This window comes from Pantoea eucrina (genome assembly GCF_001691555.1).
In the GTDB taxonomy this organism is placed as follows: Bacteria; Pseudomonadota; Gammaproteobacteria; order Enterobacterales; family Enterobacteriaceae; genus Pantoea; species Pantoea borealis.
Map to the genome: position 1 here is coordinate 175,628 of NZ_MAYN01000007.1, position 20,317 is coordinate 195,944.

Below are 20,317 nucleotides of genomic sequence, written 5' to 3' on the forward strand. Positions count from 1 at the left end.
TTTTTGCTATGATCGTCTCTTCAGTCGTGAACTCTACAACAGAATCTGGAGATGCAGCGTGGTAGCCAGTGATTTAATGCAGACAGACCTCTCCGTCTGGGGGATGTACCAGCATGCCGACATCGTGGTGAAAATTGTCATGATTGGCCTGTTACTGGCATCCGTCGTAACCTGGGCTATCTTTTTTGGCAAATATGCTGAACTGAGCGCCGCGAAACGTCGTCTGAAAAAAGAGCATCAGGCGCTGGGCGAAGCACGCTCACTGGCTGACGCTTACCGTACAGCAGAGGCCTTTAAAGCCAGCAGCCACAGCGCCCTGCTGCTGGCCGATGCGCGCGAGGAGCTGGCGCTGTCGGCCGGTACGGAAGATCTGGCGGGTATTAAAGAGCGCACCAGCTTTCGCCTTGAGCGTCGCGTGGGGGCCTTCAGCCGTCATGCCGGGCGCGGCAACGGTTTTCTGGCAACCATTGGTTCTGTGGCGCCTTTTATCGGCCTGTTCGGCACCGTCTGGGGCATCATGAACAGCTTTATCGGCATCGCTAAAACGCAGACCACCAACCTTGCCGTGGTCGCACCCGGTATCGCCGAAGCGCTGCTGGCGACTGCGGTTGGCCTGGTTGCCGCTATTCCTGCCGTGGTCATCTACAACGTCTTTGCGCGCATGATTGCCAATTACAAAGCGTCGCTGGGGGATGTCGCGGCCCAGGTGCTGCTGCTGCAGAGTCGCGATCTGGATCTCGGTACGGCGCACGTCGCAGCGGAAACCAGCCGTCCGGCCGCGGCGCATAAGCTGCGCGCAGGGTAACGATTATGGCGATGCGTTTAAACGACGATGCCGCTGGCGACAGCGAAATGCATGAGATCAACGTTACGCCGTTTATCGACGTTATGCTGGTGCTGCTGATTATCTTTATGGTGGCGGCACCGCTGGCAACGGTGGATGTGCGCGTTAATCTGCCAGCGTCCACCAGCGCACCACAGCCCCGCCCGGATAAGCCGGTTTACCTTTCAATTAAAGCGGATAAGCAGATCTATATCGGCAATGATGCGGTGACCAAAGAGACGCTGGTGAAGGCGCTGACTACGCAGACTGCGGGAGATAAGCAGACGACTATTTTCTTCCAGGCCGATAAGTCAGTGGATTATGAAACACTGATGGCGGTTATGGACCAGCTGCGTGAGGCAGGCTATCTGAAGATTGGCCTGATGGGAATGGAAGCCGCCAGCAAATAGCCACGCTGTTCCTGCAGAAGAAAGCCGCTGATAACAGCGGCTTTTTTTGTATGTACTTCTCCACAGGGCAGCTGTCAGAACAACGCCGTATTGTTAATTTCCTGTTACCTTTTGTCAGTCTTTGTAAAGCGCAAGGGTGATTAAGATCACATTTATTCCTGGCTGAGCAGGCTACAACGGGTAAAAAACCAGGAAGGACAGTATGAGCAGCCAGTCATCTTTACAAAAACCTGCGCGCAGCGGGGCGAAAACCATCTTTAGCGTTACCAGCGGTAACTTCCTTGAGATGTATGATTTTATGGTCTTTGGCTACTACGCCACCGCCATCGCTAAAACCTTTTTCCCTGGCGACGATCCCTTTGCCTCGCTGATGCTGACGCTGATGACTTTTGGCGCCGGCTTTCTTATGCGCCCGCTGGGCGCGATCGTGCTGGGTGCTTATATCGATCATCACGGCCGGCGGAAAGGCCTGCTGCTGACGCTGGGGCTGATGGCGATCGGCACGCTGACAATTGCGCTGGTACCGGGTTACGCCACGCTTGGCGCAGCGGCACCGATTTTGATCCTGATCGGACGTCTGCTGCAGGGCTTTTCCGCAGGCGTAGAACTCGGCGGCGTCTCGGTTTACCTCGCAGAAGCGGCGCCCGAAGGACGTAAGGGGTTCTGGGTCAGCTGGCAGTCAGGAAGTCAGCAGGTCGCGGTGATTTTCGCCGCGCTGCTGGGACTCGCTCTGAACCACCTGCTGGCGAAAGAAGCCGTCACTGAATGGGGCTGGCGTATTCCGTTTGTGGTGGGCTGTATGATTGTGCCGTTTCTGTTCTGGATCCGCCGCATGCTGGAAGAGACCGAAGCGTTCAGCCAGCGCAAAACGCATCCCACCATGCGTCAGATTGTGCGGTCTGTCGGACAGAACTGGGCGCTGGTGCTGGCGGGCATGCTGATGGTGGTCACCACTACCGTTATGTTCTATATGATCACCGCTTTCACGCCGACCTTTGGCAAAACAGTGCTGATGATGAGCGATAAACAGAGCTTCCTGGTCACGCTGTTTGTCGGTCTATCCAATCTGTTCTGGCTGCCGGTGATGGGATCGGTTTCCGATCGGGTCGGCCGGCGGCCGCTGCTGATTATCTTTACCGTGCTGATGATCCTGACGGCCTGGCCGGTGCTGCACTGGCTGACCGGTTCCGCAAGCTTTGCACATCTGGTCGAAGCGGAGCTGTGGCTCTCTTTTCTCTATGCCAGCTACAACGGCGCTATGGTGGTTTACCTGGCGGAGATTATGCCGGCAGAGGTGCGCGCGTCCGGCTTTTCACTGGCCTACAGCCTCGCTACTGCGCTGTTTGGCGGCTTTACGCCAGCCATCTCCAGCTACCTTATTCATGCCACCGGCGATAAAGCGATGCCCGGCGTCTGGCTCTCTTTTGCTGCCGTCTGCGGGCTGGCAGGCACGCTGCTGATTGGCCGGATGGTCAGACAGTACCAGCAGCGCCACGCGGTAACACCCGCCAGCGCCTCACTCTGACGCTTTTCCGGCCGCATCCTGCGGCCGGCTCTTTTTCCCGCTAAAACGCCACGTCCACGATCACATTATCCGTGTAGTTTCCGGCCGCCGGCGTCGCCTGCGTCGTCAGTATCCGGGCCGTATAGGTAAAGTTGCGCGTTACCGTATCGGGATTAAGCGAGGTTGAGGTGCTGCTGCTCCAGCGATCGCTGCCGGATGGCCCCCAGCGGGAGGTCGTGGTTGTCCCTTTATAAATGTCATAGGCCAGCCGGCTGGCACCGTTTGCCATCTGCCGCGCGCTGCCGCTGAAATTATTGCCGTTGCTCAGGCCGACGCTATAGGTGCTCTCTTTAGAGCAGACCACGCTGATGGTCTGCTGAACAGCAGAGAAGCTGCCCGCCAGCGGCGCGCTGCCAAAGTTGAGGTTGGGCGCAGTAATGGTGGTGCAGTCGTTAGTGGCCACCAGGGTCAGAGTCAGCGGCAGGGCGGTGCCGCTGCTGCTCTGTACGGTTCCGACACAGGCTCCCGCCACGTTTAGCCCGGTACAAATGCTGTAGCTGACCGTCAGCGTCAGGGTGGTGGTGTACGTGCCTGCCGCGATAACCTGTCCCGGAACGGTGCGAAAATAGAGCGGAATAGTAAAGTTAAGGCTGTTGCCCAGCGTCAGCAGCGCCGAGGCGTTCCAGCGGTAGCTGTTGCCCTGACGCAGTTCGGTGGCGCAGGCGCTGTCGATACAGAGCTGGATCGGGACATTGTCGCTGCCGCCGGCGCTCGCTTTCAGCGTGGCGCGGGTGCCGTTCAGATAGCTGGCAGTGGTAAACGCATAGGTAATGTAGTCGTTGCCCAGCAGGTTAAGCGTGGCGGAGCCGCAGTTGACATTTGTATTAGTGGACGTGGGGATAACCTGTGATTGCACAGAAAAGGTGGTCTGGCTGCCAAAGCTGGCCGGCGAAGCGGAGAGCGGGCAGAGCGCATAGCTGACGCCAGGCAGCAGCAGCGACAGCATCAACAATAACTTTATCATGGGCGTACTCCTGCTGAGGGCGTCTGAGCCAGCGCACCGTCGCCCGCCTGCGGGGCGGGTAGCGCGCAGATCAGCGGGCCATAGGTTTTCAGCGCTTCCGGTTCGCCGCGCGCAACGCTGAATGTGGTTTCGCACCGCCGGCCATCGGGCGTGACAACCTGCAGCGTATTGCGGGCCTGCAAGTTCTCCAGCCAGACGATGCCATCCCAGCCCACATAACTGCTCTCCTTCCCTGCGCGTAATACCTGGCTGGCAAGTGGCAGCGGCTGGCCGCGTGTGTCCTGCAAAATAACGCTGGCAGCGCGCAGCGGCTCAACCGGAAAATCGAGCAGAAAACCGCTTTTACGCTTCACGGCAATGCGCTGCTCAACCCGGGACGCGGCCACACTGGCAGGCAGATCCAGCGTATCGATATCATATTTTGCACCGTAGTAGCTGCTGACCGCAGGTACCAGCAGATAGCCCTGGCCGTCGGTTTTCCCCATCGCCTGGTTCTCATAGCGTACGGTCACGCCGGGATAGCGGGTTTTCACCAGCACAAAGGCATCGTTGATATCATTAGCAGCAAAGAGGCGGTTATCCATCAGCACCAGCGCACCGGAGAGATCCGCCCATTGCGTGGTGTTGTCATCATCGCCCCAGAAGCCTGCTGACGTATCAATCCGGTTATTGCGATAGCGCAGGCTGCCCTGACGGTAATCGCCGCTGTCGCCCCCCTGACGCGCCCAGGAGGCGTCCCAGGCGATACCGCCATCGGTTGGCATCGCGCGTGAGGCATACAGCCGCTGGTTGCTGCGTCCCTGGCGATCGCGCTCCACGCTGACTGATGCGCTGCTCTGCTCGCCAAACGGGATCACCAGTGAAATCGCCCCGTCCCAGCTACCGAGATCGCGATCGCGGCTGGCAGAAATATAGAGACTGCTGTTGCCCCACAGGTTTTTGCTCCAGGTCAGGTTCCACAGGCGCGTCCGCTCACCGTAGCCGCCATTGATATCGAGATAAGCGAGTCCCAGGCTGCCGTAGTCGCTGAGCGAAAGGCTTGCCGTATACTGTGCGCTGCGGCGCGCAAGTGAATAGCGACTGTCAGCGCTTTCACTGCGGCTGCCGACCAGCGCCAGATTACTGAAAGTTGTATCGCGCAGAATATGCTGAGTGCCGAGACTGAACCAGCTGTTGTTATACTGATATCCCCAGCTGTACTGCGTGCCGCCCTGGCCCTGCGCGTTGCTCTGCGCCACTGCCGCGTTGATCACGCCCAGGCTTCCTGCTTTCAGCAGGCCACCCGCGCCACCCATGACAACCTCATTACTGCCCTCGGCGTGCGACTCCAGCGTCAGCCAGTCGCTGAGACCGTAGCGATAGGAGCCACTCGCCGCGGCAGCACCGTAGTCAGCGCTTTTCACACCATAATTTTGCCGGACAGCTCCGGCGGAAAAGGCGTAATCAGCCAGACCGCGTTTGAGCAGGCTGGCCGACACGTAAAAGGGCAGTGTCGTGGTAACCTGGCGTCCCAGCGCATCGGTGGTGGTGATCACCGCATCCCCGGCACCATTGACAAACGGCACGTTGGTCAGCGACCACGGACCGGGCTGCACTGCTGTTTGCGCACTGCGATAACCGTTGATAAACAGATCGACCGAGGAGGGCACCGCCGCCTGGCCGCTGAAGGCGGGCAGCGGATAGGTTACTAAATCGGGACGCACGCTGAAGTCGCGTGCTATCTGAATCCCGCCCAGCCGCACGCTGTTGCTCCAGCTCAGGGCGTCAGTAATAACATCGCCCAACCGCCAGCTGATCGCTGCGTCTTCATTCTCGTTACTGAACCAGGTGTCGTAACGCAGATAGCCTTCCTGCTGGCCGCTGAGCGATCCATTCAGCTGCTGCGTATAGACGCCGTTAGAGGAGAACTGTCCCGCCGGGCCGAACAGCCGCAACTCATTCCATGAGGAGAGGCGTGAGCCGGCACGGGCAGTGTGGGTCAGATAAAAGTCGTAATTCAGCAGCGCTCCGTTGCTGGCACGTCCCGGAAAACGGGGACGCTGCTCAGACTGCCCGAGCCGCTGCGCCGGCAGCCAGTCCGGCGGCACCGTCAGCAGCAGCCGCTGCCGGGTTTCATCATAGGTGACATCAGCGCCGGGCAGCTGACGGAGATCGACCCGCTCATCCGGCAGCTTTTCTGCCGCCACACCTGCCTGCAGCAAATCGCTGCGGCGCAGCCAGAAATGATCCTGCTGATGTTCCACGGCGACAATATCACCCCGCGCACGCTGATTGATAATCAGCTCCAGCATCAGCTGCTGTCCCTGTGCGCTGCTCTCCAGCGCGGGCGGGGGCGGCAGCGCAGACCAGCTCTCTGCACGCCCGGTCGCTGGCAGGATAATCAGTACGCTGCTCAGCAGCAGATAACGCGAGGGCGCAGGCGTCATCAGCGTGCGGCGGTGCTGCGCCAGGCGCGATTGTTGACATCGGCTGCCAGCTCACCGCGTAAAGGCTGACTGACGGGCCAGCGCTGGCTGCTGTGTGCCAGCACGTAGCCAAACAGGCCGCTGCCCAGGGCTGTTCCGCCGGCGCGAACATTGCTCAGGCGCGCATGACCGCTGCCGCTGTTAGTCAGCTCCAGCCAGCGCCTGCCGCCGCTGCTGACTTCGCGCCAGCTCAGCACCGCTTTTGCGCTGTCGCGCGTCAGGCCGCTGCCGTAGATGAAAAGCGGAACGGAGTAGCGCATCTGAAAATTAAGCCCGGCCTGATTCTCACCAGGTTTACGCGGTGCCGGGATCTCATCCAGAACCACGCGATAGGCGCTCTCCTCACCGGCAGGCGGGGGGGTCTGCTTGATCAGGCGCACCAGCTGTTTTTGCCCCGGCTCCAGCCGTACCATTGGCGGACTGGCGGCCACCTGCTGCTGCGTCTGATACTGCTCCTGTCCCTCACGCTGCTGCCAGGCAAAAATGCGCACCTGCATAATCGTACTGCTACTGCCGCGGTTCTCCAGCCAGAGCTCGCTGGCTTTATCTTCAGAGGCTATGGCGGGATCAATGGGCCAGATCATCAGCGAATTGGCTGCCTGGCCTGCAGGAGCCATTAACAGCAAAAACAGCGCACACAGATTTCTCATGGTTCATCCTTTTTTTTTCAGCATCACCAGCTCAGGGTGACGGTCAGCGTGTCGGTATAGGTTCCGGCTCGCGCAGCGCCAGGCAGCGTCAGCTGACCATAGACAGGCAGCGTAATCGTGTTCGCATTGCTGTAGTTCAGGGCTATAGCGCTGTTGACAGGTATAGGTGCAGTCAGGGCGGCATTGCTGTAGAGCCGATAGGCGACGGTATTGGTGCTGCTGGTATGTTTGAGATTGCGGGTTGAGGTGTAGTTAGCGCCACCATTGATACTCATGCTGACGGCGGTGCCTGGCGTGCAGGCCAGGTTTAACGTCGTGCTCTGCAGGTAGCTTGCGCTGAGATTTCCCGTAGCCACACCTGATTGCGTGCCGAAATTGAGCGTGCCAAACACGCCGGTGTTGCTGCCAGACACCACACAGCCCGCCACAATGGATGCAGCGACCTGAAAGCTTGCCGTGGACAGCGCATGCACCGGCAGGCAGGCGGGCAGCGCTATCAGCCCCGCTACCCGCCAGAAGTGGGTCGTGACCCTCACTGCGCGTACACCGTACTCAGTAATTCACCGCCACGTTTATTGTATCGGTATAGGTACCTGCCGGGATAAGCGGATTAAAGCCGCCGCCAACCACCCGACCATAAATGGCATAGTTGGTGCCCAGGGTTGGATCGGTAGTACCGCTGGCGGCGATGTTGGTGTTGTTCGCTATCGCAGTGGTAAAGGCGGCGTCACTGTAAAGGGTATAGGCGATGCCCTGGGTATTATCAGAACCCAGAATGAGATAGCGTGGCTGGCCGCTGACGGTGCCGTAAACCGTGCCCGGCGCGCCGCTGCTGCTGGTGACCTGTACATTAAAGGTCTGTCCGGTTGTGCAGCGCACATAGATACCGCTGCCGGCTGCGCCCACCAGCGTGGCATTCAGCGTATCAAAGGTGGCTGCGCTGCTGCCAAAGTTCAGGGTACCGAAATTTACGCCGGTTGTGGCCGACTGACCATTGACCAGACACCCGGTGGTCAGCGTGAGCGTGGCGTTGATCGCCCCGGTGGTGGTGGCTGCCAGTGCCGCCACGGACGTCAATCCTGCATACAGGCCGGCGGCCATAAGAAAAAGCTTGGTTTTCATAATCATTCCTTACTGATTATCCGGAGTCGATGCTTTTTCACCTGGCCTGTCAATAAGAAGCGAACCCGTAAGCTACCGTAGAAAAAGAAAATTCAGGCAATCCTTTGTGCTGCCTCAATACTAATCCTGAGGCTGCTTTATGATTTACATCAGTTTTATTTACTATAGTTCAGGCTGGTAGTACGTCTAATATCTGATACGCTTTTTTTACTCATTCTTTTCTCCGGCATGCCGATAATGCAGTCATAACAGTGGCTGGCGCTGGTGCCTGTTAGCCTGCTGTCATCTGGCGCGGGAAGAGGGCTGGATTGCTGCCTCGTTCAGGAAGGACGATAGCGGTTCAAAAGCTGCAGGGATGCCGTTTGCACGACTTTATAGCTGGAAACAGCGTTAATCCGGACTTCCCTATGCTCGTGACGTCATACGATTCATTTACGGTTATCGTTTCAATTATTGTGGCCATGCTGGCCTCATTTACTGCGCTGGATATGGCCGGCCGGGTAGCCTCCTCGTCAGGTCGCGTCGCGCTCATCTGGCTGCTGGGCGGCGGTTTTGCCATGGGCGTAGGCATTTGGGCGATGCACTTTATCGGCATGCTCTCCATGAACCTCGATATGGAGATGAGCTACGATCCCGTACTCACTGCAGCATCGATGCTGGTCGCTATTCTGGCTTCAATTTTTGCCCTGCGGCTGGTTTGCGTGGGAGAGCTGCCGTGGCAGCGGCTGGCAGGCGGAGCGCTGGTCCTGGGGTCGGGTGTGGTAGCCATGCACTATACCGGCATGGCAGCGCTGATGTTTATGCCGGGTATTATCTGGAACCGGGGCTGGATCGCAATTTCTGTGCTGATTGCGCTGCTCGCGTCAGGGGCCGCGCTCTGGCTGGCCTTTCACCTGCGCCACAGCTATGGCCGGGTAACGCTGTTGCGTTTTGGCGCCTCTATTGTCATGGGGTGTGCCATTGCCGGCATGCACTACACCGGTATGGCCGCGGCCGGTTTTCCGGCGAGCAGCCACGTCACACACCACGGGGTAAACAGCGACTGGCTGGCGATGATTGTTACCGTCGTGACGCTGGCGATACTCGGCATTACGCTGCTGGTGTCTATGCTGGATGCGCGTATGCAGGCGCGCACGTCGATCCTGGCGCGTTCGCTGGCAGAGGCGAACCGTGAACTGGCTCAGCTGGCGCTGCATGACAATCTGACCCGGCTGCCCAATCGCATTTTGCTGGAGGATCGGCTCGATCAGGCTATCAGTAAAGCCAATCGTGAGAAGTCGCAGTTTGCACTGATGTTTATGGATCTTGATGGTTTTAAAGCCATTAACGATGCTTTTGGGCATCATACCGGTGACAAGCTGCTGGTCAGCGTGACGGAACGCATGATGGGTCAGATGCAGGGGCACTATACGCTGGCGCGAATGGGCGGAGATGAGTTTGTGCTGCTGCTGGAGATTGACGATCCTAACGACGCCGCCTCGGTGGCAGATATGCTGGTTAAGGCCGTCGATCGGCCATTCGCCATATCGCGTTATGAATTAATGGTCTCTTTAAGTCTCGGGATTGCTGTTTATCCCGGCGACGGCAGAGATGAGCGTGAGCTGATGTTTAACGCCGATGCGGCGATGTACCACACCAAACACAATGGTCGCAACGGGTACACCTTCTTCCAGCCCTCAATGAATATTCTGGCGCAGTCGCAGCTGCAGCTTAACAACGATCTCTGGCATGCGCTGGAGAATAATGAACTGCGGCTGTTTTACCAGCCGAAATATTGCGCGCCCGGCGGGCCGATTCTCGGGTTTGAAGCGCTGCTGCGCTGGCAGCACCCGCAGCGTGGACTGCTCACGCCTGATATGTTCCTGCCGGGGGCGGAAAAAACCGGGTTGATCATCAACATAGGCAACTGGGTGATCAACGAAGCGTGTCGCCAGCTGCACTGCTGGCATCAGGAGGGGCATATCAACTGGTCAGTTGCGGTTAACCTTTCTGCGCTGCAGTTTGAACAGTGCAGCCTGATTACCACCGTAACGCAGGCGCTGAAAACGCATCAGATCCCGCCAGAGCAGCTGACGCTGGAGGTGACTGAGACCACGGCGATGCGCGATCCGGAAGAGAGCGTGCGTATCCTGACTGAACTTACCAGCATGGGCGTAAAGGCGTCGATTGACGACTTCGGGACCGGCTACTCCAGCCTGCTCTATCTGAAGCGGCTGCCCGCCAGTGAACTGAAAATCGATCGCGCATTCGTGAACGAGCTGCAGGCACATTCTGAGGATGCCACTATTGTGGCCGCTATTGTCGCGCTGGCACAGTCGCTGGATCTCAAAGTGGTGGCTGAAGGGGTGGAGACGCCCGATCAGCAGGCTTTTCTGACCAGCCTCGGCTGCGACACGCTGCAGGGTTACCTGCTCGGCAGGCCGCTGCCACCTGAACGTGTGAATGAGCTACCCGATTTTGTGAGCGTGCGGTGTGAGCTGGATAAAACGGCCTGAATGCACATCCGCAACGCTCTTCCCGGATCGGGATCGCCATCACAAACCGGTAAAGCCGGGACGAAAAATTTGGCTTAAGTTACTAAGCGATTAATTAACAGAGACTTTTTCAGATATTGCCACATTGCATTGCCGCCTGAACTTGCCACAATTAATTAACATTATTTGTCGGAGCACGTTCATGGCGTCCTGTTCTTCCAGCCTGCTGTTATCGATGTCGTTTGCTGCCGGCACTTTTTCAGCAGGCGCCTCTTTTAACCCGCAGTATCTTCGTCTGTCCCACGCCAGCGGCGGCGTGCCGAACAGCCCGCTGCCGCTGATTATCTGGCCGCGCGTGGTGCCGGATGAAACTGAGGATAGCGCACGCTGGTTTGAAACGACTTTTACCGCCAGCGGCTGGCCTGCCGCATGGCGTGCACCGGTATTTCCTTATACGCATTATCACCCGAATACCCATGAAGTGCTGGGTGTCGGGGCGGGCTGGGCAGAGATTCTGCTGGGCGGCGACAGCGGCCGTATGGTGGTGCTGCGTGAAGGCGATGCGGTACTGATCCCGGCTGGCGTCGGACATAAACAGGTTTACGCATCAGAAGATTTTTTCATGGTGGGGGCCTATCCGGACGGAATGACGCCTGAGACGATACGCGATGAGCCCTCGCGGCTTCGTGCGGCCAGAGAGCAAATTCAGCGCGTGCCGATGCCCCCGCGCGACCCGCTTACCGGCGGCAACGGGATGATGACCGATTTGTGGCTGCCGGTAATGCAGCAGCTGGCAGCCCGCTAGACCAGCGACAGCGTATTTCCTCTCTCTCCATGCCGGCTTTTCCGGCATGCTGTTTTTCTGCACACCCCTGTACGGCTGACCTGCCATAAATAGCAGGTAGCCACAGTGAATGATGCATTTCTCTGAACGTTTTCTCGCCACTGCCGATAACACCACTACCAGATTTCGTCTGAAATCGATTAGCGCTTGTCAGCGCTGCACTTTTGCGTTTAAGTCTGAAATAATTAAGAATCTTCTGAAAAGCCGATGCTGTATCAGGCCAGAACAGGCACAAAATATGAACAATAACTCTGACGTCATGTATCGGTTGCTGGTACAGAGCGTCGTAGATTACGCCATTTACATGCTCAAACCTGACGGTACCGTTACTAACTGGAATCCCGGTGCCCAGCGCGCCAAAGGGTATACGCCAGAGGAGATCGTGGGTAAAAATTTTGCGCTGTTTTATAGCGAAGAGGATCGTAAAAACGGCGCGCCGCAGCGCGGTCTCTCTGTTGCCGCCACCGTGGGTAAATTTGAAACCGAAGGCTGGCGCTATCGCAAAGATGGCAGCGCGTTCTGGGCACACGTCGTGATCGACGCCATCCGGGATGAGCAGGGTGAGTTACTGGGCTTTGCCAAAATTACCCGCGACTGTACGCAGCAGCAGACGCAGCAGCGCAGGCAGCGTGAACAGGAGCAGCGCTTTCGTTTGCTGGTAGAGGGCGTGACCGATTATGCGATTTATATGCTGGACCTGGAGGGTAACGTTGAAAACTGGAATGCCGGCGCTCAGCGGACAAAAGGTTACGTGGCGGAGGAGATTGTCGGACAACACTTTTCCCGTTTTTACAGCGCGCAGGATCGTCTGAAGCATATTCCGGAAAAGAATCTGGCGACCGCGTTTAAAACCGGACGTTTTGAGGACGAGGGGTGGCGCTACCGCAAAGATGGTTCCGCGTTCTGGGCGCACGTTATCATCGACGCAATTCGTGACGATGCCGGCAAACTGATTGGCTATGCGAAAATTACGCGCGACTGCACTGAACAGCAGGCGCTGCTGCGCCAGCAGCGCGAACATGAAAAAACGTTTCGGCTGCTGGTGGAAGGCGTCACCGATTACGCTATCTACATGCTGGACCTGAAAGGGCGGGTTGTTAACTGGAACACCGGGGCGCAGCGCGCTAAAGGATACCGCGCAGATGAGATTGTGGGACAGCACTTTTCACTCTTTTACAGCGCGCACGATCGCCAGCTCCATCTGCCGGATGCAAACCTGGGCATTGCGTTAAAAACCGGGCGGTTCGAGGATGAGGGATGGCGCTACCGAAAGGATGGTTCGGCCTTCTGGGCGCATGTGGTTATTGACGCAATTCATGATGAGAATGGACACCTGATCGGGTTTGCCAAAATCACGCGCGATGTCACTGAACGACGTGAAAATGAGCAGCAACTTTTGCGCGCGCGCGATCTGGCGCAGGCGCAGAGTACCAGAATGTCCGAGCTGTCGACCTTTCTCGACACCATCATCAGCAACATTCCCTCCTGCGTGATCGTGGAGGATGCCATCAGCCGCGAAATTCTGATGGTTAACGCCAAGGCCGAGCAGCTGTTTGGGCTGAGCCGTTCGCTGCTCATGCATAAGCGTCCGCATGAGTGCATGTCTGCCGAACTGAGCGACTACTTTAATAGTCTGGCAGATATTGCGCTGCGCAGTGAAGGCATTCACGCCCGCGAGCAGCTGCTGCTGACCGCCAGCGGTGAGCGGGTACTGCATACCCGCGCCACCACCATCACCGGCAAAGATATGCGGCAAAATTATGTCATGCTGATTGTTGAAGATGTGACCGACCAGCGTGAAGCGGATGCACGTATTCATCACATGGCGCATCATGACAACCTGACCAGCCTGCCTAACCGGATTCTGTTCCGGCAAAAACTCAGCGAAGCGCTGCGTAACGGTACGGCACAGAACCAGATCAGCGCCACGCTTTGTCTCGACCTCGACAATTTTAAAAATGTGAATGATGCGCTGGGTCACCAGATTGGTGACGATCTGCTGCGCGTGGTGGCTAAGCGGCTGCGCAGCGTACTGCGTGAGCGTGATACGCTGGCACGCATCGGCGGCGATGAATTTGCTATTGTGCTGCCCGATATCCATAACGCCGGCGAAGCGGCCACAGTGGCCCGGCGTCTGATCGAGGCGATCCAGCCGCCAATGAATGTCGAAGGGCATAACCTTGCCGTGGGCCTGAGCGTGGGCATCGCGCTGACGACCCAGGCCATCAACACACCGGAACATATGCTGCGCTGCGCCGATATGGCGCTCTATGAAGCGAAGCGCAACGGCCGTAACCGCTATGAACACTTTACGGCAGAGATGGACGATCAGGCACGCAGCCGGCGCATCATTGAAAACGATCTGCGCGACGCCATTACCGGGCGGCAGCTCCGGCTCTACTATCAGCCTATTACCAGTCAGAACGGCATTATCGGTTATGAAGCGCTGATGCGCTGGCATCACCCGGTAAAAGGATTGATTATGCCGGTCGATTTTATCCCGATAGCTGAAGAGACCGGGCTTATTCATATGCTGGGTGCCTATGCGCTGTATGAGGCGTGTCGTGAGGCGCAGAGCTGGAACACTGAACAGTCCGTTTCGGTAAACCTCTCACCGCTGCAGTTTAAAAACAGCTCGCTGGTATCGGTAGTCGAAGGCGCGCTGCAGGAGTCCGGGCTGGCACCGCATCGTCTGGAAATGGAGATCACGGAGTCGGTCCTGCTGGATGATACGCTGGGCAATATCCGTACGCTGCAGAATCTTAAAGCGCTGGGCGTACAGATTGCGCTGGATGATTTTGGCACCGGTTACTCTTCGCTGAGCTATCTGCGCTCTTTCCCGTTCGATAAGATCAAAATCGATAAGTCCTTTATCAACGACATGGCCGACAGCCGCGAAGCGCTGGCGATTATCCGGGCAATAACCGGCATGAGTCGCAGTCTGGATATTCAGATCACTGCAGAAGGCGTGGAAAACAATGAGCAGTTTGTAAAGCTACAAGAAGAGGGCTGTACGCTGTTTCAGGGCTATCTGTTTGGCCGCCCGCAGCCTTCAGAGCTGCGGCTGAAAGCGCTGGAATAAGCCCATAAAAAAACGCCCGGCAAAACCGGGCGCTGCTGCTTGCTGTATGTCATCTTTTTTATGACTGACCGTGACCTTCGACATTCATGCGGCCCAGATCTTTGTCCACCAGGAACAGACCTTCACCTTTATTACCCACCAGCGCCAGCTTATCCAGTACGGTTTTAAACAATTTCTCTTCTTCATGCTGCTCAGCAACATACCACTGCAGGAAATTAAACGTGGAGTAGTCCTGCGATGTCAGCGCGGTGTGCACCAGTTCGTTGATTTTCTTTGTGATCAGCTGCTCATGCTTCAGCGCTTCGCTCAGCACATCGCTCAGTGAATTCCAGCTGATGGCCGGTGCCGCTATGCTTCCCAGCACCGGCATTGAACCCGCGTCGCTGACGTAATCGAACAGGCGCTGCATATGCTCCATCTCTTCACGCGAATGCATTTTCAGGAAAGAGGCGGCCCCTTCGAATCCTTTATCGCTGCACCAGGCACTCATCTGCAGATAGAGGTTGGCAGAAAAGAATTCCAGATTGAGCTGGTCGTTCAGGCGAGAGGTCATTTCAGCAGTTAGCATCGCTCCGTCCTTATTAAGCAGTCAGAAAAATTACGGTGAATTATGCAGCAATGTCAGCTTTTTTGTGAAGGGTTTTTTGCACTAAATTTTAATTTATACCATTGAATATAAATGGAATTATTCAACATGCTGAATGCGACGGATTCGCATTGTGAACTGATTGCCATTCGCCCCGGAACCTCCGGGCACAGCCGGGGCTGCCCGGTACAGTCGTGATTTCCCCGCCTGCTGAAATATTGTATGCTATGCCGCCTCAACGCTGACCGGATAACCGGAGCACCGCCAGCGCAGCCGCGAACAGGCTGCTGTGCAGTGACGCCGCGGCGTTGCCACTGGCACTGTTACCCACCGGACAGGTTCCGGAACGATTTATCTGCCGCGCGTTACAGACGCGCCGCCCTGAAGAAGAACACACTCATGTCTAATGCTCCCTTTTTAGAAGAAGTGGCGCGCCGCCGTACCTTTGCGATCATCTCGCATCCGGACGCCGGTAAAACCACAATCACCGAAAAAGTCCTGCTGTTCGGACAGGCTATCCAGACCGCCGGTACCGTTAAAGGTCGCGGCTCCAGCCAGCATGCTAAATCAGACTGGATGGAAATGGAGAAGCAGCGTGGTATTTCAATCACCACCTCGGTCATGCAGTTTCCCTATCGTGAAAGCCTGGTCAACCTGCTGGATACGCCGGGACATGAAGACTTCTCGGAAGATACCTATCGCACGCTGACGGCGGTTGACTGCTGTCTGATGGTTATCGATGCGGCGAAAGGGGTCGAGGATCGTACCCGTAAGCTGATGGAAGTAACCCGCCTGCGCGATACGCCTATCATCACCTTTATGAACAAGCTGGACCGCGACATCCGCGATCCGATGGAGCTGCTGGATGAGGTCGAAAGCGAGCTGAAGATCGCCTGCGCGCCCATCACCTGGCCAATCGGCTGCGGCAAGCTGTTTAAAGGGGTTTACCACCTTTATAAAGATGAAACCTATCTCTATCAGAGCGGTAAAGGCCATACCATTCAGGACGTGCGCATTGTAAAAGGACTGGCTAATCCCGATCTCGATGCGGCGGTAGGCGAAGAGCTGGCACAGCAGCTGCGTGATGAGCTGGAGCTGGTGCAGGGCGCCTCACACGAATTTGAGCAGTCGCTGTTTCTGAACGGCGAACTGACGCCGGTGTTCTTCGGGACTGCGCTGGGTAACTTTGGGGTCGATCATATGCTGGATGGCCTGGTCTCCTGGGCGCCTGCGCCGATGCCGCGCAAAACGGACTCCCGCATCGTGGAAGCCCGCGAAGAGAAGTTCAGTGGTTTTGTCTTCAAGATTCAGGCGAATATGGATCCCAAACACCGCGACCGCGTGGCGTTCATGCGTGTGGTATCGGGCCGTTATGAAAAGGGCATGAAACTGCGGCAGGTGCGTACCGGGAAAGATGTGGTGATTTCCGATGCGCTGACCTTTATGGCCGGCGATCGCTCGCATGTTGAAGAGGCGTTCCCCGGCGATATCATTGGTCTGCATAACCACGGTACTATTCAGATCGGTGACACCTTTACTCAGGGTGAGACGATGAAGTTCACCGGCATTCCGAACTTTGCGCCAGAGCTGTTCCGCCGCATCCGCCTGCGCGATCCGCTCAAGCAGAAGCAGCTGCTGAAAGGCCTGGTTCAGCTCTCTGAAGAGGGCGCGGTGCAGGTGTTCCGCCCGGTCCATAACAACGATCTGATTGTAGGGGCCGTCGGCGTGCTGCAGTTTGACGTGGTGGTAGCCCGCCTCAAGAGCGAATATAACGTTGAAGCTATCTATGAAGCGATCAACGTTTCCACCGCCCGCTGGGTCGAGTGCAGCGACGCGAAGAAGTTTGATGACTTCCAGCGTAAAAATGAAGTTAACCTGGCGCTGGATGGGGGAGATAACCTCACCTATATTGCGCCCACGATGGTTAACCTGAATATTACACAGGAACGCTATCCTGATGTGATATTCCGTAAAACCCGCGAACACTGATTCCCCTCTTATTATCAGGACCAGTCATTACTGGTCCTGTTTTTTTGGTTACAGACTCCTCTTAATTACGCTGCAATCCTGACTTTCTGGCGAGATATCAACCACAAAAGCCAGCAAAAGCTGTAATCCCTACTATGATTGTTCTGTCGGACGAAAAAACAGGCCTGCGAGTCTGGTTACGTCCATCTAAGCAACGGCGCCGTTAGCTGTTGTGCATTCGCGCTTGCGGGTGAATTAACTGATAGAAGGATCATATCGATGAATAAGACTAAGATTGCCAAGACCCTGATTGCTGCACTGGCCGGTACGGCGCTGTTAAGCGGTGCGGCATTCGCTGCTGATACCAGCTCGACGGGTTCCAAAATCGATAGTTCTATGAAAAAAGTCGATGGTTTTATGGATGACAGCGGCATTACAGCTAAAGCCAAAGCGGCACTGGTTGATGATGACGCAATTAAAAGCACGGATATCTCCGTCAAAACGCAGCAGGGTGTGGTGACATTAAGCGGTTTTGTTGCCTCGCAGGATCAGGCTGAAAAGGCTGTCGCCCTGGTGCAGAAAGTTGAAGGAGTGAAATCCGTCAGTGACAAACTACACGTCAGAGACAATAAAGAAGGCTCGCTGAAAGGTTATGCCGGTGATGCCGCCACAACCAGCGAAATTAAAGCTAAGCTGTTAGCAGACGACATCGTTCCATCGCGCAATGTGAAGGTGGAAACCACCGATGGCGTGGTTCAGCTGTCAGGAGAAGTGGCGAATCAGGCACAGTCTGAGCGTGCTGAGAAGATCGCAAAAGCCATTGAAGGCGTGAAAAGCGTGAAGAATGACCTCAAGGTGAAATCTTAACGCAGACGGAACGGCATCATTCCGATGCTGTTCCGTATTACAACAGTGAAGTGAAGAATAAGCAGTTCGATTTCTACTATGGTAAAGGAGAGGCTTATGTTTCGTTGGGGTATTATCTTTCTGGTCATTGCACTGATCGCGGCAGCTTTAGGATTCGGCGGTCTGGCAGGCACGGCAGCATGGGCAGCTAAAATTGTCTTTATTGTCGGTATTATTCTGTTCCTGGTTAGCCTGTTTACCGGGCGCAAAAAACTCTGACCAGACACATCAATTGCAGTAACCCGCTAGTGATGTAAAGCGGAGGCCAGTCATTGATGGCAGGGTCTGCCGTCGCAACTGCCCGTGCAGTGGGTCAGGGAATGACAATGACTGGTTCTCCGGGATGCCGCTCTGGCCTCCCTCAGAGCAGCAACGACTGAGGGCACACCATTGGGTATACGCATTCCGGTGTCACTGGGTTCATTCGAACCGCTGGCGCTTCAGCCTTTTAAATCCCGTAAAATTGCACTCGTATGCGAAGGTGGCGGCCAGCGCGGTGTGTTTACCGCAGGCGTACTGGACGAATTTCAGCGGGCAGGCTTCAATCCCTTTCATCTGCTGCTGGGCACGTCAGCCGGCGCACAAAACCTCTCTGCCTTTGTCTGCGCCCAGCCGGGCTATGCACGGCGTGTTATTACCCGTTATACCACCAGCAAACAGTTTTTTGATCCGCTGCGCTTTGTGCGTGGTGGCCATCTGATCGATCTCGACTGGCTCATCGATATTACCCGCAGTGAATTTCCGCTGGCACTCAGCAGCGCGCAGAAACTGTTTGCTGGCGGCAGCGAATTTTATATGTGTGCCTGCCGCAGTGACGATTACCAGGCGCACTATTTCAGCCCGGACGACCTGACCTGGCATGACATTATTAAAGCGTCCAGCGCTATCCCGGGCTTTTATCGCAGCGGCGTGCTGATGGATGGCGTCAGCTATCTGGATGGCGGCATCAGCGATGCGATTCCGGTGCGCGAAGCCGCGCGACGCGGCGCGGATACCGTTGTGGTGATCCGGACAACGCCTTCACAGATGTTCTACACGCCGAAATGGTTTCAGCGGATGGAGCGCTGGCTGGGTGACAGTGCGCTGCAGCCGATGATCAACATCCTGCATCATCATGAAGCGAGCTATCGCGAGATCCAGCAGTTCATTGAACAGCCGCCGGGTAACCTGCGCATTGTGGAAATTTGCCCGCCGCGCCCGCTGGCCAGCATGGCGCTCGGCAGCCGCATTGCCGCGCTGAATCAGGATTATCATCTTGGCCGGCGCAGCGGACGCTACTTCCTGGCTACGCTGGGGCAGTGGTTGAGTGATGCAGAGCCGGCACGCCGATCGCTGCCGATTGCGCCGCCCGCCGCGGCTGCAAACGCGCCGGACGCGCGGCCGTTACACACGCCGCCGCTGGCAGGGAATGATGCTGCATGGGATGAAGGATCGCTGGCATGAAATTTATCGACACGCACTGCCACTTTGATTTCCCGCCGTTTACTGACGATCCGGCTGCAAGCATTGCGCAGGCCGCCGCAGCCGGCGTGGAGCGCATTATTGTGCCCTCCACAGACGCAAGCCGTTTCGCACGCGTGATGCAGCTGGCAAAAAATTATCCGGCGCTTTATGCGGCGCTGGGGCTGCATCCGATCAATATAGTCCGTCATCATGACGATCATCTGGATCTGCTCGCTGAGTATCTGCAACAGGCAGACAAAGACTGTATAGCGATCGGTGAGATCGGGCTGGATCTCTATATGAGCGATCCCGATTTTGCAAAGCAGACGCGACTGCTGAACGCGCAGTTCACGCTGGCAAAACGCTTTGATCTGCCGGTGATCCTGCACTCGCGTCGTACTCACGATCAACTGGCGATGCTGCTGCGGCGACACAACCTGCCGCGGCGTGGCGTCGTGCATGGCTTCGCCGGCAGCCAGCAGCAGGCAGAGCGCTTTATTCAGCTCGGTTATGCCATTGGCGTGGGAGGCACCATTACCTATGAGCGCGCCAGTAAAACCCGCCATACCATTGCCAGCCTGCCGCTGGCGTCACTGCTGCTGGAGACTGACGCCCCCGATATGCCGCTGCAGGGTTTTCAGGGGCAGCCTAACCGGCCAGAGCGGGCGCGTAATGTGTTTGAAGTCTTGTGCACACTGCGTCCTGAACCGGCTGATGTGATTGCCGATGCGCTGTGGCAGAACAGCCTGCGTATTTTTGCGTTTTCGTCCTGAACAGCCCTCTGTTGTTTATCAGGTGATACCATTCAGCGCTCTATTTTGTGATAATAATTACATCTGCATTGTGCGTCGTTTCGCCCTTTCTAAGCCTAAAAAAGCGACTTATGACGACATTTTCATGTAATAAGTGAATGTTATCTCTTTTTTATGTGATCTGATTCGCAATGGCAGTTCTGCACAATTGTTAAAATAATCACATTACCCGGCAGCTTGCTGCTGGCCTGACCTCCGGAGCCT

17 protein-coding genes are annotated in these 20,317 nt (G+C 56.5%); 11 read left to right on the plus strand and 6 right to left on the minus strand.

The window, feature by feature from the left end; all coding sequences use genetic code 11:
- Positions 1-76 precede the first annotated feature (76 nt).
- The 3 genes from exbB (at position 77) to BBA90_RS04945 (ending at position 2,758) form a co-directional block, all read left to right on the plus strand.
- Positions 77-805, plus strand: coding sequence for a tol-pal system-associated acyl-CoA thioesterase (exbB, locus tag BBA90_RS04935; protein WP_206099891.1), 729 nt, complete (start codon positions 77-79; stop codon positions 803-805).
- Positions 806-810: 5 nt separating this feature from the next.
- Positions 811-1,233 carry a TonB system transport protein ExbD gene (gene exbD, locus BBA90_RS04940; protein ID WP_065648185.1) on the plus strand — a complete coding sequence of 141 codons (423 nt, stop codon included), beginning with the start codon at positions 811-813 and terminating at the stop codon, positions 1,231-1,233.
- 202 nt (positions 1,234-1,435) lie between these two features.
- Complete coding sequence (locus tag BBA90_RS04945) at positions 1,436-2,758, plus strand: MFS transporter (protein ID WP_065648186.1); 1,323 nt, start codon at positions 1,436-1,438, stop codon at positions 2,756-2,758.
- Between the two features lie 40 nt (positions 2,759-2,798).
- Here BBA90_RS04945 and BBA90_RS04950 read toward each other — a convergent pair whose 3' ends face one another.
- The 5 genes from BBA90_RS04950 to BBA90_RS04970 are packed head-to-tail and all read right to left on the minus strand — an operon-like array spanning position 2,799 to position 7,998.
- The gene (locus tag BBA90_RS04950) at positions 2,799-3,761 is read right to left on the minus strand and encodes a Csu type fimbrial protein (protein ID WP_065648187.1); all 963 of its coding nucleotides are present in this window, start codon (positions 3,759-3,761) and stop codon (positions 2,799-2,801) included.
- Positions 3,758-6,187 (minus strand): fimbria/pilus outer membrane usher protein, encoded by a 2,430-nt coding sequence (locus tag BBA90_RS04955; RefSeq protein WP_065648188.1) that lies wholly within the window; start codon positions 6,185-6,187, stop codon positions 3,758-3,760. Before BBA90_RS04955 ends, BBA90_RS04950 begins: the two co-directional genes overlap by 4 nt.
- The gene (locus BBA90_RS04960; RefSeq protein WP_065648189.1) at positions 6,187-6,876 is read right to left on the minus strand and encodes a fimbrial biogenesis chaperone; all 690 of its coding nucleotides are present in this window, start codon (positions 6,874-6,876) and stop codon (positions 6,187-6,189) included. Before BBA90_RS04960 ends, BBA90_RS04955 begins: the two co-directional genes overlap by 1 nt.
- Before the next feature lie 23 nt (positions 6,877-6,899).
- Positions 6,900-7,376 (minus strand): Csu type fimbrial protein, encoded by a 477-nt coding sequence (locus BBA90_RS04965; protein ID WP_065648366.1) that lies wholly within the window; start codon positions 7,374-7,376, stop codon positions 6,900-6,902.
- 52 nt (positions 7,377-7,428) lie between these two features.
- A complete protein-coding gene (locus BBA90_RS04970; protein WP_065648190.1) occupies positions 7,429-7,998 on the minus strand; it encodes a spore coat protein U domain-containing protein in 570 nt (189 codons plus the stop codon).
- Between the two features lie 407 nt (positions 7,999-8,405).
- On the opposite strand from BBA90_RS04970, the gene BBA90_RS04975 reads away from it, so the two are divergent.
- The 3 genes from BBA90_RS04975 to BBA90_RS04985 all read left to right on the plus strand — a co-directional run bounded on the left by BBA90_RS04975 (position 8,406) and on the right by BBA90_RS04985 (position 14,398).
- Positions 8,406-10,493, plus strand: a complete 2,088-nt coding sequence (locus BBA90_RS04975) for a putative bifunctional diguanylate cyclase/phosphodiesterase (protein ID WP_065648191.1) — start codon at positions 8,406-8,408, stop codon at positions 10,491-10,493.
- Positions 10,494-10,674: 181 nt separating this feature from the next.
- Complete coding sequence (locus BBA90_RS04980) at positions 10,675-11,277, plus strand: hypothetical protein (protein WP_065648192.1); 603 nt, start codon at positions 10,675-10,677, stop codon at positions 11,275-11,277.
- A 277-nt stretch (positions 11,278-11,554) separates the two neighbouring features.
- Entirely contained in the window at positions 11,555-14,398 is a 2,844-nt protein-coding gene (locus tag BBA90_RS04985; protein ID WP_065648193.1) for a sensor domain-containing protein, read from the plus strand.
- Positions 14,399-14,456: 58 nt separating this feature from the next.
- Here the strand turns inward: BBA90_RS04985 and ftnA are convergent, their stop codons facing one another.
- Entirely contained in the window at positions 14,457-14,966 is a 510-nt protein-coding gene (ftnA, locus tag BBA90_RS04990; protein ID WP_065648194.1) for a non-heme ferritin, read from the minus strand.
- 417 nt (positions 14,967-15,383) lie between these two features.
- Here ftnA and prfC point away from each other — a divergent pair, with 417 nt between their 5' ends.
- The 5 genes from prfC to BBA90_RS05015 all read left to right on the plus strand — a co-directional run bounded on the left by prfC (position 15,384) and on the right by BBA90_RS05015 (position 20,074).
- The gene (prfC, locus tag BBA90_RS04995) at positions 15,384-16,973 is read left to right on the plus strand and encodes a peptide chain release factor 3 (RefSeq protein ID WP_065648195.1); all 1,590 of its coding nucleotides are present in this window, start codon (positions 15,384-15,386) and stop codon (positions 16,971-16,973) included.
- Between the two features lie 258 nt (positions 16,974-17,231).
- Complete coding sequence (osmY, locus tag BBA90_RS05000; protein WP_065648196.1) at positions 17,232-17,819, plus strand: molecular chaperone OsmY; 588 nt, start codon at positions 17,232-17,234, stop codon at positions 17,817-17,819.
- A 96-nt stretch (positions 17,820-17,915) separates the two neighbouring features.
- Positions 17,916-18,077, plus strand: coding sequence for a DUF1328 domain-containing protein (locus BBA90_RS05005; protein ID WP_065648197.1), 162 nt, complete (start codon positions 17,916-17,918; stop codon positions 18,075-18,077).
- A 171-nt stretch (positions 18,078-18,248) separates the two neighbouring features.
- Positions 18,249-19,301 carry a patatin-like phospholipase family protein gene (locus BBA90_RS05010; protein ID WP_065648198.1) on the plus strand — a complete coding sequence of 351 codons (1,053 nt, stop codon included), beginning with the start codon at positions 18,249-18,251 and terminating at the stop codon, positions 19,299-19,301.
- Entirely contained in the window at positions 19,298-20,074 is a 777-nt protein-coding gene (locus BBA90_RS05015) for a TatD family hydrolase (RefSeq protein ID WP_065648199.1), read from the plus strand. Before BBA90_RS05010 ends, BBA90_RS05015 begins: the two co-directional genes overlap by 4 nt.
- Positions 20,075-20,317 lie beyond the last annotated feature (243 nt).